Below are 14,839 nucleotides of genomic sequence, written 5' to 3'. Positions count from 1 at the left end.
GGTCGGGAGGGGACGACGGTCGACGCGGGCCGCGGTGCTCCCGTTCGGGTCAGCGGAAGCGCTTCTCGCGGATGCGCACGCCGATCTCGATCGGGGAGCCCGCGAAGCCGAAGTCCTCGCGCAGGCGGCGCTCGATGAAGCGCCGGTAGCCGTGCTCGAGGAATCCGGTCGCGAAGATGACGATCCGCGGCGGCCGGGTGCGGGCCTGCGTCGCGAAGAGGATGCGCGACTGCTTGCCGCCGCGCAGCGGGTGCGGATGCGCGGCGACGAGGGTGCCCAGGAAGGCGTTCAGGCGCGCGGTGGGGATGCGCGTGTCCCACGAGTCCAGGGCGGTGCGCAGGGCCGGCACGAGCTTCTCGGCATGGCGTCCGGTCAGTGCCGAGATGTTCACCCGCGGCGCCCAGGCGACGTGCGCGAGGTCCTTCTCGATCTCCCACTCGAGCTGGCGGCGCCGGTCCTCGTCGATGAGGTCCCACTTGTTGAAGGCGAGCACGAGGGCGCGCCCGGACTCGAGCACCATGTCGATGATCTTGAGGTCCTGCGTGGAGATCGGCTCCGAGGCCTCGAGCAGCACCACGGCGACCTCCGCCCGGTCGAGCGCCGAGCGGGTGCGCAGGGACGCGTAGAAGTCGGCGCCCTGGGACTGCAGCACGCGGCGTCGGATGCCCGCGGTGTCCACGAAGGTCCAGACCTGTCCGCCCAGCTCGATCTTCTCGTCGACGGGGTCGCGGGTCGTGCCCGCGAGATCGTCGACCACCACGCGGTTCTCCCCCGCCAGGCGGTTCAGCAGGGAGGACTTGCCGACGTTCGGGCGGCCCAGCAGGGCGACGCGCCGGGGGCCGTCGTCGGGAACCGCCCCGCGGCCCTCCTCCGGGAGCGCTGCGAGGACGGCGTCGAGCAGATCGCCCGAGCCGCGGCCGTGGATCGCGGACACCGGGTGCGGCTCCCCCAGGCCAAGGTTCCACAGGGCTGCGGCCTCGAGCTCGCCGCGCTCGTCGTCGACCTTGTTGGCCGCGAGGATCACGGGGCGGTCCGAGCGGCGCAGCACCTTGAGCAGCTGCTCGTCGGTGGTGGTGATGCCGACGGTCGCGTCGACCACGAAGAGGACGGCGTCGGCGAGCTCGATCGCGACCTCGGCCTGCTCGGCGACCCGGTAGGCGATGCCCTGGACCTTGTCCTCCCAGCCGCCGGTGTCGACGAGCCAGAAGTCGGTGCCCGCCCACTCGGCCGCGTAGAAGACGCGGTCGCGGGTCACGCCCGGGACGTCCTCGACCACGGCCTCGCGGCGGCCCAGGATGCGGTTCACGAGGGTCGACTTGCCGACGTTCGGGCGGCCGACCACGGCCAGGACCGGCAGGTTCTTCGCCGCACGGCCGACGGGCGCCTCCTCGATCCCCTCGCTCAGGAGGGCGAGGTCCTCGTCGTCGAGGTCGTAGTCCTCGAGACCGGCGCGCCAGGCCTCGGCGATCTCCTCGTCGGTGGGCTCGACCCCGAGGGAGGCGGCGGCGTCCGGGCCGCCCGTCCAGTGCACCTCGGGATCGTTCTGCGCGTCCTGAGGATCGCCCTGGACGTCCTGCGGTCCGTCCTGGACGTCCGCCGCCTGCTCGTGGCGCGCGCGGGCCTCGTCCACGAGGGCCAGGACGCGCTCGATGACCTGCTCGATCGTGAGGTCGGTGGTGTCGATCGGGGTGACGCCCTCGGCGGCGGTGAGGAACTCGGAGACCGTGGAGTCGTCGCGGTCGCGGCGCAGCACCTGGTCGCGCATGCGCTCGCGACTCTCCTCGGAGTCGTCGAGGCCGAGCTCGGCGGCGCGCCGGGCCATCCGGGCCTCGTCGCTCGCGGTGAGCAGCACGCGCACGTCGGCGTCGGGAGCCACGACGGTGGTGATGTCGCGGCCCTCGGCGGCGCAGAGGCCGCGGAGATCGGCGGTCTCCCGCAGGATCTCGCGCTGGCGGCGCTGGAGGATCGGGCGCACGGCCGTGTTCGTGGCGATCGCGGAGACCTTGCCGCTGATGCCCTGGGTGCGGATCTCGGCGGTCACGTCCCGGCCGCCGACGGCGACGGTGGCCCCGGCGGGGTCGGTCCCGAGGTCCAGGTCGAGGGTCTCGGCGACGTGCGCGACGGCCTCGCGGTCCTCGAGGTCGATGCCGTCCTGGAGGCACTGCCAGGTCACGGCCCGGTACATGGCGCCGGTGTCGAGGAACCCGCCGCCGGTGACCTCGGCGACGCGACGGGCCACGGTCGACTTGCCCGAGCCGGCGGGGCCGTCGATCGCGACGGTCACGCCGCGGGGCGCGCCGACGGGCGCTGCGTCCGACGTGACGGCGTGCTCGGATGCGGGCTGGGCTGCGGAGGACTCCATCGGATCAGGATACGGGCGCTCAGCCCTCGAGCACGCTCCATCCGCGCCGGGCGAGCTCCCTCGTGAGCAGATCCTCATGGCTCGGGATCACCGCGATGTGGGCGACGCCCACCCGCTGGCCGAGCGAGTGCTCGAGATGGAGGTCCTCGAGGTTGACCCCGATCTGGCCGGTCTCGGTGAGCAGACGCGCGAGCTCGCCGGGGCTGTCGGGGACCATCACCGAGACCGTCGCGAAGGCGTCGGTGCCGCTGCCGTGCTTGCCGGGGATGCGGGCGACCCCGCGGTTGCCGTCGGCGATGAGGCGCGCGAGCTCGCGGCGCGAGCCGACGGACGGGTCCGGATCGCCCTGCATGGTGGACAGGGCGTCGGCGACGCCCGCGAGCCGCTCCTGCATGTCGCCGAGCACCGGGAGCAGGGCTCGGGCGTTCGCGCCCAGGATCTCGACCCACAGCCGCGGGTCCGAGGCGGCGATGCGCGTGGTGTCGCGCAGTCCCTGGCCGGAGAGCTCGAGGGCCTGCTCCTCGGCCTCCAGCAGGCCGGTCGCGAGCAGGCTCGCGAGCACCTGCGGGGCATGGGAGACACGGGCGACGGCCTCGTCGTGGCGGGCCGCCTCCATCACCACGGGCAGGGAGCCCAGCTCGGTCGCGATCTGGCGGAGCCGGGCGACCGCGCCGCGGCGCGTGCCCTCGTGCGGGCAGATCACGAAGGGGCGGCCCAGGAACAGGTCGGCGCGGGCGGCGATCACGCCGGAGACCTCGCGCCCGGCCATGGGATGGGTGCCGAGGTAGCGAGAGAGGTCGTCGGCGGTGAGCTCCCCGGCGGCGGCGCGAGCGCGCAGGTCCTCGAGGACCACGCGCTTGACGCTCGCGACGTCGACCACGAGGGCCTCGGGGTAGGCCTCGAGCGCCTGGGCGACGAGGGCTGCGGCGACGTCGGGCGGGGCGGCGACGACGACGAGCGCGGGGTCGGCGTCGTCCGCACGCCGGACGCGCCCCACGCCGAGCTCGACCGCGAGCGAGGTGGTGCCCGGGGAGATGTCCTGCACGTGGACCTCGACGCCCGCGCCGCCCAGGGCGAGTCCGAGGGACCCGCCGATCAGGCCGGTGCCGATGACGAGGACCGGGCTCGGCAGCACGGGCGCGTCGTGAGCAGCGGGCGCCTCGCTCACAGGCCGACCTCCGCCATCAGCGTGCCGAGCTCCTTCGGCTCGAGCTCTCGGATCTGCCCGGGGGCGAGGTCCGCGAGCAGGATCGGGCCGATGCGGGTGCGCACGAGGGCCGTGAGCTCGTGGCCCTGGGAGGCGAACATGCGGCGCACGATGCGGTTGCGGCCCTCGTGGAGGGTGACCTCGACGACGGCCTCGCGCCCATCGTGGGCGACGAGCCGCGCACGATCGGCGCGGGCGGGGCCGTCCTCGAGCTCGACGCCCTCGCGCAGAGCCTTGAGCAGGCCGCGCGGGAAGGCCCCGGTGAGCGGGAAGCGGCACACGTACGTCTTCTCGACGTCGAAGCTCGGGTGGGTGAGGCGGTGGGCGAGCTCGCCGTCGTTGGTGAGCAGGAGCAGGCCCTCTGTCTCGAAGTCGAGGCGGCCCACGTGGTAGAGCCGCTCCGGGAAGCGCTCCGCGAACTCGGTGAGGTCGCGACGGCCCTCCGGGTCGGACATGGCGCTGACGACGTGGCGGGGCTTGTTCAGAGCGACGGTGCGCTTGCCCCCGTCGAGCTGGAGGCGGCGGCCGTCCACGTGCACGACCTGCCGCGCAGGGTCGATGCGCACGCCCTGCTCGAGCACGGTCTCGCCGTCGACGCTCACGCGCCCCTGCGCGATGATCGCCTCGCAGGCGCGCCGGGAGCCGAACCCCGCGCGGGCGAGGACCTTCTGCAGGCGCTCGCCGCTGGCCGGGGCGGACTCGGCGGCGGGCGCCGGCCGTCCGTCGCTGTCCCGCAGGCGGACGCTGCGCGGCGGGGTGAAGGCGCTGCGGCGGCGCTCGGCCATCAGGCGGCGCAGCCGCGCGCGACGAGCTCCCGCGCGAGCTGCCGGTAGGACTCCGCGCCCTTGGTGGAGGAGGCGAAGGAGGTGATCGGCTCCGCGGCCACCGACGCGTCGGGGAACTTCACCGTGCGATTGATGGTGGTGCGGAAGACCCGGTCCGGGAAGGCCTCGACGACCCTCTGGCTGACCTCGCGGGCGTGCAGCGTGCGCGGATCGAACATCGTGATGAGGATGCCGTCGATGTCGAGGCGGGGGTTGATGCGGTCCTGCACCTTCTCGATGGTCTCCACGAGCAGGGCGACGCCGCGCAGGGCGAAGTACTCGGCCTCGAGCGGGATGATCACGCCGTGGCTGGCCGCGAGCGCGTTCACGGTGAGCAGACCCAGCGAGGGCTGGCAGTCGATGATGATCACGTCGTACTCGTCCATCACGGGTCGCAGCACGCGGGCGAGCGCCATCTCGCGCGCGACCTCGTTGACCAGCTGGACCTCGGCCGCGGAGAGGTCGATGTTCGCCGGGAGCACGTCGAGGTCGTCGGTGCTCGTGGACTGGATGACGTCGTGGACGTCGTGGCTGCGGTCCATGAGCAGGTTGTAGACGGTGATGTCGAGCTCGTAGGGGTTCACGCCGGTGCCGGCGGAGAGTGCGCCCTGCGGGTCGAGGTCCACGAGGAGCACCTTGCGGCCCATCTCCGCGAGGGCCGCGCCGAGGTTGATGACGCTCGTGGTCTTCCCGACGCCGCCCTTCTGGTTGACCATCGAGATCACGCGCGCGGGGCCGTGGCTCTCCAGCGCCGGGGGCTCGGGGAAATCGGGCCGCGGGAGACCCGTGGGTCCCAGGTCGATGTCCAGGGTCAACTTGGAGGAGTCGCTCACGTGGTGTTCCTGTCGTCTGCTCGTCCGGGCGTCGTACTGCTGCGCTGCTGCGCCGATCCTGCCGATCGGGACCCGCTGCTCGGGTCCCGCCGCGGTGCGCGCGGCGGACGCGGGGCGGCTCCGCCGCACGTGGCGGGGCCGCGGATCGCCCCGCAAGTCTAAGCCCCATGGGTTCCCCTGGCCCGCCGGTCCCGCCCGGCGGGGCCGCGGCGCCGCTTCAGCGGACGCTGGGCCCCGTCTCAGGCCCGGTCGCGGGAGCGCGGATGGGCAGCCGCGTGGGCCTCGCGCAGGGAGTCGACCGTCACCTGCGTGTAGAGCTGGGTGGTGGTGACCGAGGCGTGCCCCAGAAGCTCCTGGACCGCGCGGACGTCGGCGCCGCCGTGCAGGAGGTGGGTCGCGAAGGAGTGGCGCAGGGTGTGCGGTCCGATCGCGCCCTCGAGGTCCGCGTCGGCGGCGGCGCGCTGCACGATCTGCCAGGCCGCCTGCCGGGTGAGACGGGTGCCGCGCGAGCCCAGGAAGATCGCCGGGGTGCCGCGTCCCCTGGAGGCGAGGGAGGGCCGGGCCCGGGTGAGATACGCCTCCAGCGCCTCGAGGGCGAAGCGCCCGACGGGCACCACGCGGTGCTTGTCCCCCTTGCCGCGCAGCACCGCCGCGCGCTCGAGCGGATCGACGTCGTCGACGTCCAGGCCGATCGCCTCGGAGATGCGTGCGCCGAGTCCGTAGAGCACCTCGAGCAGGGCACGGTCCCGCAGGGCGCGCTCGGCGGAGAGCGCACCGGTGCCGGGCCGGCCCGCGGCCTCGACGAGACGAGCGGCCTCGTCGATCGTGATCGGGTGCGGCAGCGTGCGCGGACGGCTCGGGGCGCGCAGCAGCCGCGTGGGGTCGCCGGTGCTCGAGGTGCGCTCGGCGTCGAGGAAGGCGTGCAGGCCGCGGACGGCGGCCAGCGCCCGCGCGGCGCTCGAGGCCGCGAGCGCCGATCCCCCGTCGGCCCCCGAGCGGACCGTGCGCAGCCAGGCCGAGACGTCCTCCGGGGTCATCGCGTGCAGCGCCCGGTCCTCCCGGGCGAGGTGGCGCAGGTAGCGGGTGAGGTCGCGGCGGTAGGCGGCCAGCGTGTTCTCGGACAGGCCGCGCTCGACGCGCAGATGGCTCAGGTACTGCTCGAGGTCGCGGGCGTCGCCCGTGCGCACCTCGGCGGGGTCGGCATCGGCGGCGACCACGGGCTCGGCCCAGCTGCTCAGAAGCGGACGAACGGGTCGATCGCGAGCGCCACGAACAGCAGCGTCAGGTACGTGATCGAGCCGTGGAAGACGACCATCGGGCCGAGCTTCTTCCCGGTCAGACCCTTGTGCGTGCGCACCGCGTAGCGGATGACGAGGAAGAGGAACCAGGCGCCCGAGGCCACGGCGGCGACCGCGTAGACCCAGCCGGTGTGCCCCAGCGGGATGATCGCGAGGCTCGAGGCGACCATGAGCACGCTGTGCAGCACCATCTGGTGGGCGACGTTCGTGCGGGAGCTGACCACAGGGAGCATGGGCACGCCCGCGGTCTCGTAGTCCTTGGTGAACTTCTCGGCGAGCGGCCAGTAGTGCGGCGGCGTCCAGAAGAAGATCACCAGGAACAGCAGGAACGCGGTCCAGGAGACCGTCCCCGTGACGGCCGACCAGCCGATCAGCACGGGCATGCAGCCGGCGATCCCGCCCCAGACGATGTTCTGCGAGGTCCGGCGCTTGAGGAACATCGTGTAGAAGAGCACGTACAGCAGGATCGCGGCGATCGCGAGCACCGCCGAGGCCCAGTTCACGAGCAGGCCCAGCCAGAGGGCGGAGGCGATCGACAGCACCACGCCGAAGACGACGGCCGCGCGCGGGGAGACCTCACCGGTGACGATCGGACGGTTCTTCGTCCGCTTCATCTTCGCGTCGATGTCGCGGTCCAGGTACATGTTCAGCGTGTTCGCGCCGCCGGCGGCGAGGTAGCCGCCGATCATCGTCGCGAGGATCAGCAGCGGGTGCGGGAAGCCCCCGGCCGCGAGGAACATGGTGGGGATCGTCGTGATCAGCAGCAGCTCGATGATCCGCGGCTTGGTGAGCGCGACGTAGGCGCGCACGGTGCGGCCGATGCCGCGGCGGCCCGTGGGGCCCGACGGGGCCGGGGTGGTCGAGGCGGCCGGGGCCGACTCCGACCCGGGGGTCTGCGACGTCTGCGGGGTGCGCCGGGCGGTCCCGGGAGCGGGGGTGCCGTGGGGAGCGGTCACCGTCCACCGTCCTTCCTGCTGCGACCGACGCGTCTGCGCCGAGGGGGCGAACGGGCCCGATACTACCCGGCGGCGGGCCCTGCGGACCGCTGCCGGGATGCTCGACGCGCCACACCGCGTGCCTCTCGTCACCTCGGGACATCTTCGCGGTCGCCTGATCCGTTGCTCGGGACGTGAGAGTCCCTGACCTCGCATGACATGGCTCACCGGATGCGCGTCCCACGAGAAGTCGCGGCAACCCCTGGCCACGGGGCGGGGCGATAGGATCGAATGGTCGCTGAGCGGCGCGCCCCGGGACCCGGGCGACGCGAGCCGCTCCTGCAGCTCCTGACGGAAGGAAGAACAACTCGTGAGCGAATCGTTCAAGGGAATCGACGGCTGGACCGACGTGGACAAGCGCGCGATCGACACGGTGCGCACCCTCGCGGCGGACGCCGTCCAGAAGGTCGGGAACGGCCACCCGGGGACGGCGATCAGCCTCGCCCCGGCCGCCTACCTGCTGTACCAGGACATCATGCGCCACGACCCCTCGGACACCGGGTGGCTGGGCCGCGATCGCTTCGTCCTCTCCGCGGGTCACTCGAGCCTCACCCAGTACATCCAGCTCTACCTCGGCGGCTTCGGCCTCGAGCTCGAGGACATCGAGTCCCTGCGCACCTGGGGCTCGAAGACCCCGGGGCACCCCGAGGTCGGCCACACCAAGGGCGTCGAGACCACCACCGGCCCGCTCGGCCAGGGCCTCGCGACCGCCGTCGGCATGGCCATGGCCCAGCGTCGCGAGCGCGGCCTGTTCGACCCCGAGGCCCCCGCGGGCGAGAGCCCCTTCGACCGCTTCACCTTCGCGATCGCCTCCGACGGCGACATGCAGGAGGGCGTCACCAACGAGGCCTCCTCGATCGCCGGCACCCAGGAGCTGGGCAACCTCATCGTCCTCTGGGACGACAACGACATCTCGATCGAGGGCCACACCGACATCGCCTTCACCGAGGACACGGCGGCCCGCTACGAGGCGCTGGGCTGGGACGTCCACCGCGTCGACTGGACCAACGGCGGCACGCAGTACGTCGAGGACGTCGCCGCCCTCAAGGCAGCGATCGAGGACGCCAAGAAGGTCACCGACAAGCCGTCCTTCATCGCCCTGCGCACCGTCATCGCCTGGCCCGCCCCCACCAAGCAGGGCACCGGCGCCTCCCACGGCTCCGCCCTGGGCGATGAGGAGGTCGCGGGCCTCAAGAAGGCGCTCGGGCTCGATCCCGAGAAGACCTTCGACGTCCCCGCCGAGGTCCTCGACCGCACCCGCGAGCTCGTGCAGCGCGGCAAGGAGGCGCACGCCGCCTGGGACGAGAAGCTCGCGAGCTGGCGCGAGGCCAACGCGGATCGCGCCGCGCTGCTGGACCGGCTCGTCGCCGGCGACCTCCCCGACGGCTGGGCCGACGCCCTGCCCGTCTTCGAGGCCGACGCCAAGGGCCTGGCCACCCGTGCCGCATCCGGCAAGGTGCTCAACGCCCTCGCCCCCGTGCTGCCCGAGCTCTGGGGCGGCTCGGCCGACCTCGCCGGCTCGAACAACACCACCATGGACGGCGAGCCCTCCTTCATCCCCGCCGAGCGCTCCACCAAGGAGTTCTCGGGCGACGAGTACGGTCGCACGCTGCACTTCGGCATCCGCGAGCACGCCATGGGCGCGATCCTCTCCGGGATCAACCTCGACGAGCTCACCCGCGCCTACGGCGGCACGTTCCTGCAGTTCTCGGACTACATGCGCGGCGCCGTGCGCCTCTCGGCCCTGATGGGCGTGGACAACATCTACGTGTGGACCCACGACTCCATCGGCCTGGGCGAGGACGGCCCCACCCACCAGCCGGTCGAGCACCTCGCCGCGCTGCGCGCCATCCCGGGCCTGGACGTCGTCCGCCCGGCCGACGCCAACGAGACGGCCGCCGCCTGGAAGGCGACGATCGAACGCCGCGAGCGCCCGATCGGCCTGATCCTCTCCCGCCAGGCCCTGCCGACGCTGGACCGCGGCGAGTACGCGAGCGCCGACGGCGTCGCCCGGGGCGGCTACGTCCTCAAGGACGCCGGCAGCGGCGAGCCCGAGGTCATCCTCATCGCCACCGGCTCCGAGGTGCAGTACGCCGTCGAGGCGCAGAAGCAGCTCGAGGAGGCCGGCACGCCGACCCGCGTGGTCTCCATGCCGTCCGTCGAGTGGTTCGAGGACCAGGACGAGGCCTACCGCGAGTCGGTCCTCCCCCGCGGCGTCCGCGCCCGGGTGAGCGTCGAGGCGGGCATCGCCCAGTCCTGGTTTAAGTACCTGGGCGACGCGGGCCGCGCCGTCAGCCTCGAGCACTACGGCGCCTCCGCGGACGCGGCCACGCTCTTCCGCGAGTACGGCTTCACGGCCGACGCGGTGGTGGCCGCCGCGAAGGAATCCATCGAGGCCGCACGCAGCTGATCCGCCGACGGGGGCGGGACCCCAGAGGTCCCGCCCCCTCTTCTCGCCGTGCCCGCGCGGGAGCCCGCCGTCGGCCCTCGGGCCCCGGACCCGCCCCGCGCATCCACGACGACCGTCCGTCTCCGACTCCCCATGATCTGATCGGCGCCGCGCGCGCCGAGGAAGGATTCCCCTCATGACCCAGAACACCCGCACCCAGGCCCTCTCCGACGCCGGCGTGTCGATCTGGCTGGACGACCTCTCCCGCGGCCGCCTGACCTCCGGCAACCTCCAGGAGCTCGTGGACACGAAGAACATCGTGGGCGTCACCACCAACCCCTCGATCTTCCAGGCCGCGATCTCCGGCGCCCAGGACTACGACGCCGACATCGCCGAGCTCGCGAAGGCCGGCAAGGACGTCGACGCGGTCGTCGAGAAGCTCACGACCGACGACGTGCGCGCCGCCTCGGACCTCTTCGCCCCGGTCGCCGAGGCCACCGAGGGCCAGGACGGCCGCGTCTCGATCGAGGTCGACCCGCGCCTGGCGCACGAGACCGAGAAGACGATCGCACAGGCCCACCACCTCAGCGAGGTCGTGGACCGCAGCAACGTGATGATCAAGATCCCCGCAACCAAGGAGGGCCTGCCGGCCATCACCGAGGTGATCGGCGCGGGCATCAGCGTCAACGTGACGCTCATCTTCTCCGTGGACCGCTACCGCGAGGTCATCGACGCCTACCTGGCGGGCCTCGAGAAGGCCGACGCCGCCGGCATCGACCTCTCGACCATCCGCTCGGTCGGCTCCTTCTTCGTCTCGCGCTTCGACACCGAGATCGACGCGCGCCTCGAGAAGCTGGGCGGGGACGCCCTGGAGCTGCGCGGCAAGGCCGGCGTGGCGAACGCCCGCGTGGCCTTCGGCGTGTACCTCGAGAAGTTCTCCTCGGAGCGATTCGAGGAGCTCGCCGCGAAGGGCGCCCACGTGCAGCGCGCGCTGTGGGCCTCCACCGGTGTGAAGAACCCCGAGTACGCCGACACCATGTACGTCGACCAGCTGGTCGCCTCCCCCACCGTGAACACGATGCCGGAGAAGACGCTCGACGCGGTCGCCGACCACTCCGAGCCCGGGAAGGCGCTGGACGCGGAGGCCGCGCAGGCCTCGGCCGCGGACCTCGAGAAGATCTCCGCCGCGGGCGTCGACCTCGACGACGTCTACGCCGTCCTCGAGCGCGAGGGCGTCGAGAAGTTCGAGAAGGCCTGGAACGAGCTGCTCGAGACCGTCGCGGCGCAGATCGCCTCGGCCTCGGCCTGACCCCACCCCGCCGCCTCCCCTCCTCCGTCCGCTCCTGAGCGCCGCCCGCGGCGCCGCGCGGAGAGGAGGGGCCGCGGCCCTCACTCCATCGAGCACACGGCGGAGCCGCCCCCGACGGGTCGGCTCCGCCACGTGCCGGAAGGATGATCGTGAACACGACCCCCACTCCGCGCAATCCGCTGCGCGATCCCCGTGATCGGCGTCTGCCGCTGATCGCGGGGCCGAGCTCGATGGTGATGTTCGGCGTCACCGGAGACCTCGCCCGCAAGAAGCTCCTTCCCGCGATCTACGACCTGGCCCACCGGGGTCTGCTGCCGCCGAGCTTCGGCCTGGTCGGCTACGGCCGCCGCGACTGGAGCCATGACGACTTCGCCGACTACGTGCGCACGTCCGTCACCGAGCACGCCCGCACCGAGTTCGACGAGTCGACCTTCGAGCAGCTGCGCGGCGGCCTGCGCTTCGTCACCGGCACCTTCGACGACACCGCCGCCTTCCAGAAGCTCACCGAGGTCGTCGAGGAGCTGGACCGCACCCGCGGCACGGGCGGCAACCACGCCTTCTACCTCTCGATCCCGCCGGACGCGTTCCCGCAGGTCTGCTCGCAGCTGGCGAACTCGGGACTGAACACCCCGCGCGACGGCTCCTGGCGGCGCGTGGTCATCGAGAAGCCCTTCGGCCACGACCTGGCCTCCGCGAAGGAGCTCAACGACGTCGTGGAGAAGGTCTTCCGCCCGGAGGACGTCTTCCGCATCGACCACTACCTGGGCAAGGAGACGGTCCAGAACATCCTCGCGTTCCGCTTCGCGAACCAGATGTTCGAGCCGATCTGGAACGCCAACTACGTCGACCACGTGCAGATCACGATGGCCGAGGACATCGGCATCGGCTCGCGCGCGGGCTACTACGACGGCATCGGCACCGCGCGCGACGTCATCCAGAACCACCTCCTGCAGCTGCTCGCGCTGACCGCGATGGAGGAGCCCATCTCCTTCGACGCCAAGGAGCTGCGCACGGAGAAGGAGAAGGTCCTGGAGGCCATCTCCCTGCCCGAGGACCTCTCCCTGCACACCGCCCGCGGACAGTACGTCGCGGGTCTGCAGGGCGGCGAGGAGGTCAAGGGCTACCTCGAGGAGGACGGCATCCCCGCCGACTCCACGACCGAGACGTTCGCCGCGATGCGCCTGGACGTGAACACCCGCCGCTGGGCGGGCGTCCCGTTCTACCTGCGCGCGGGCAAGCGCCTGGGCCGCCGCGTCACCGAGATCGCCGTGGTCTTCAAGTCCGCGCCGTTCCTGCCGTTCTCCTCCACGGACACCGCGGACCTCGGCCAGAACGCGATCGTGATCCGCGTCCAGCCCGACGAGGGCGTGACCATGCGGTTCGGCTCCAAGGTCCCCGGCACCCAGATGGAGGTGCGGGACGTGAACATGGACTTCCAGTACGGGTCCTCGTTCACCGAGGAATCGCCCGAGGCCTACGAGCGGCTGATCCTGGACATGCTCCTGGGAGACCCGCCGCTGTTCCCGCGCCAGCGGGAGGTCGAGCTGTCCTGGGAGATCCTCGACCCGATCACCGACTACTGGGCGAAGAACCTTCCGCCCGCTCCGTACCGCCCCGGCACCTGGGGCCCGGAGACCGCCAACGAGATGCTCACGCGCGACGGACGCGCCTGGAGGCGACCGTGATCACCACCCTGAACGACACCACCGCATCCGCCGTCGACAAGAAGATGACGCAGATGCGCGAGACCTTCGGCGCGACCACCGTGGGCAGCGTGCTCACGCTGATCATCGTCGCGACCGGGGAGGACATCGATCAGCCCCTGCAGGCCGCCGTGCAGGCCAGCCACGAGCACCCCTCGCGGGTCATCGTGGTCGATGCCGACACCGACGCCGAGACCGGACTGGACGCGGAGATCCGCGTGGGCCGCGACGCGGGAGCCGGCGAGATCGTCATCCTCCGCGCCCGCGGCGAGGTCATGTCCAGCCTGGACACGCTCATCACCCCGCTGCTGCTGCCCGACGCCCCGATCGTCACCTGGTGGCCCGAGGACGCTCCCTCGTCCCCGGTCCACGACGTCCTGGGGTCGATCTCCCAGCGCCGCATCACCGACGCCACCTCCTCGAGCGACCCCGACGCGACGCTCAAGCGCCTGCGCCGCGGCTACTCCAGCGGCGACTCCGACCTCTCCTGGGCCCGCATCACCCGCTGGCGCGGACTGGCCGCCACGGCCTACGAGACCCCGCCGATCTCCCTCCCGCGCAGCGTGAGCGTCGCCGGACCCGCGGGCGATCCCTCGGTGCGCCTGCTCGCCGCGTGGCTCGCCCTCGAGCTCGGGCTCGAGGTCGACATCGAGACCGTCGACGGCTGCCCCGCCGGCCCCCAGTCCCTCGTCTTCGAGCGCGAGGACGGGACCGTGGCCCTGCGCCGCGGCGACGGCGACAGCGTCATCATCTCCCTGCCCGGCGACCAGGAGGACCAGCGCGTACCTGTGCCCGCCAGCTCCCTCTACGAGCTGCTCGCCGAGGAGCTGCGCCGCCTCGACCCCGACGAGGTCTACGGCGAGGTCCTCGCCCACGCCTTCTCCAAGGTCGAGGACGCCTCCACCTTCGCGAAGGGCAAGCCGGAGCCGACGGACGCCGTCTCGGAGTCCCTCGAGGCCGCCGCCGTGCGCGCCGCCGACGACGTGGCCTCCCGCCTCGCCGAGGCGATCTCCGCACGCGGAGAGGCGCACCTCGTGGTCACCGGCGGCACCATCGGCACCGCAACCGCCGACGCCCTCCCCGTCGCCTTCGTCGAGCACGAGGTCGACCCGGCCGCCGTGCACGTGTGGTGGGGCGACGAGCGCTTCGTCGACGCCGACTCGGAGGACCGCAACGACCAGGCGGTGCGCGTCGGCTTCCTCGAGAAGATCGCCTTCGCGCCCGGCAAGGTGCATCCGGTCCCCTCGACCTCGAGCGGCATGTCCCTGGACGAGGCCGCCGCCTGGTACGGCCAGGAGCTGGACCGCTCGGGCGGCGACCGTCCGTTCCGCACCCGCGGCGAGGCGTTCTTCGACGTGCTGCTGCTGGGCGTCGGCCCCGACGGCCACGTGGCCTCGCTGTTCCCGCGCCATCCCGCGCAGCAGCTCGACGGCGCGAGCGCCGTGGCCGTGGTCGACTCCCCCAAGCCGCCGCCGCTGCGGGTGTCGCTGACCTGGCCCGTGCTGAACTCCTCCCGCCACGTGGGCCTGCTCGCCGCCGGCGAGGAGAAGGCCGAGGCGGTCGCGCGCGCCCACGAGGGCATCGACCCGTGGGAGGTCCCGGCCTCCTCGGTGCGCGGGCTCGAGTCCACCACCTGGTACCTCGACGAGTCCTCGGCGACGGGCCTGCAGAAGGGCTGACGAGCAGGCCGCACCGGGACGACCGCCCGGAGCACCGAGAGGGCCCGACCGCGCACGTGGCGCGGTCGGGCCCTCTCTCTGTGCGCTGTCCCGCTGTGCGACGCGCACTGCGACGCGCTGTGCGACGGCGCGCCTTGTCGCCCCGTCGGGCACCCTGCTGCCTCTCCGGGAATGAGAGAGGCCGGGAGGATCGCATCCTCCCGGCCTCTCGGACGGCTGACTCATGCGCGCGCCGCGCGC

10 protein-coding genes are annotated in these 14,839 nt (G+C 72.6%); 4 read left to right on the top strand and 6 right to left on the bottom strand.

Features of this window, described 5'->3' with window-relative positions:
- Positions 1–49: 49 nt before the first annotated feature.
- From der to MHY49_RS08205, 6 genes are all read right to left on the bottom strand, one after another.
- Positions 50–2,362: a bifunctional cytidylate kinase/GTPase Der gene (der, locus tag MHY49_RS08230; RefSeq protein WP_239203531.1), complete on the bottom strand. Its 2,313-nt coding sequence runs from the start codon at positions 2,360–2,362 to the stop codon at positions 50–52.
- A gap of 19 nt (positions 2,363–2,381) precedes the next feature.
- Entirely contained in the window at positions 2,382–3,530 is a 1,149-nt protein-coding gene (locus MHY49_RS08225; RefSeq protein WP_239203530.1) for a prephenate dehydrogenase, read from the bottom strand.
- Positions 3,527–4,354 carry a pseudouridine synthase gene (locus MHY49_RS08220; protein ID WP_239203529.1) on the bottom strand — a complete coding sequence of 276 codons (828 nt, stop codon included), beginning with the start codon at positions 4,352–4,354 and terminating at the stop codon, positions 3,527–3,529. The genes MHY49_RS08225 and MHY49_RS08220 overlap by 4 nt, the downstream gene beginning before the upstream one ends.
- Entirely contained in the window at positions 4,354–5,226 is an 873-nt protein-coding gene (locus tag MHY49_RS08215; protein ID WP_152353016.1) for a ParA family protein, read from the bottom strand. The genes MHY49_RS08220 and MHY49_RS08215 overlap by 1 nt, the downstream gene beginning before the upstream one ends.
- 239 nt (positions 5,227–5,465) lie before the next feature.
- Positions 5,466–6,443: a tyrosine recombinase gene (locus MHY49_RS08210; RefSeq protein WP_239203528.1), complete on the bottom strand. Its 978-nt coding sequence runs from the start codon at positions 6,441–6,443 to the stop codon at positions 5,466–5,468.
- A 17-nt stretch (positions 6,444–6,460) separates the two neighbouring features.
- Positions 6,461–7,480 (bottom strand): heme o synthase, encoded by a 1,020-nt coding sequence (locus MHY49_RS08205; protein ID WP_370646056.1) that lies wholly within the window; start codon positions 7,478–7,480, stop codon positions 6,461–6,463.
- A 349-nt stretch (positions 7,481–7,829) separates the two neighbouring features.
- On the opposite strand from MHY49_RS08205, the gene tkt reads away from it, so the two are divergent.
- The 4 genes from tkt to pgl all read left to right on the top strand — a co-directional run bounded on the left by tkt (position 7,830) and on the right by pgl (position 14,599).
- Positions 7,830–9,929 (top strand): transketolase, encoded by a 2,100-nt coding sequence (gene tkt, locus MHY49_RS08200; protein WP_200500641.1) that lies wholly within the window; start codon positions 7,830–7,832, stop codon positions 9,927–9,929.
- Positions 9,930–10,104: 175 nt separating this feature from the next.
- On the top strand, positions 10,105–11,217 hold the full coding sequence (gene tal / locus MHY49_RS08195) for a transaldolase (protein ID WP_239203527.1): 1,113 nt from the start codon (positions 10,105–10,107) through the stop codon (positions 11,215–11,217).
- 143 nt (positions 11,218–11,360) lie between these two features.
- Entirely contained in the window at positions 11,361–12,902 is a 1,542-nt protein-coding gene (gene zwf, locus MHY49_RS08190; protein WP_200500639.1) for a glucose-6-phosphate dehydrogenase, read from the top strand.
- Positions 12,899–14,599 carry a 6-phosphogluconolactonase gene (gene pgl, locus MHY49_RS08185; protein WP_239203525.1) on the top strand — a complete coding sequence of 567 codons (1,701 nt, stop codon included), beginning with the start codon at positions 12,899–12,901 and terminating at the stop codon, positions 14,597–14,599. The genes zwf and pgl overlap by 4 nt, the downstream gene beginning before the upstream one ends.
- The last annotated feature ends 240 nt before the right edge of the window (positions 14,600–14,839 follow it).

It is taken from the genome of Brachybacterium sp. ACRRE, assembly GCF_022346485.1.
Classification (GTDB): Bacteria; Actinomycetota; Actinomycetes; order Actinomycetales; family Dermabacteraceae; genus Brachybacterium; species Brachybacterium halotolerans.
Note: the sequence above shows the minus strand (reverse complement) of the source record. Positions and strands in the feature narration are given on the sequence as shown.

Coding starts and splice junctions, on each gene's coding strand:
- der (WP_239203531.1), bottom strand. CDS start 2,362: ATGGAGTCCTCCGCAGCCCAGCCCGCATCCGAGCACGCCGTCACGTCG.
- MHY49_RS08220 (WP_239203529.1), bottom strand. CDS start 4,354: ATGGCCGAGCGCCGCCGCAGCGCCTTCACCCCGCCGCGCAGCGTCCGC.
- tal (WP_239203527.1), top strand. CDS start 10,105: ATGACCCAGAACACCCGCACCCAGGCCCTCTCCGACGCCGGCGTGTCG.
- zwf (WP_200500639.1), top strand. CDS start 11,361: ATGATCGTGAACACGACCCCCACTCCGCGCAATCCGCTGCGCGATCCC.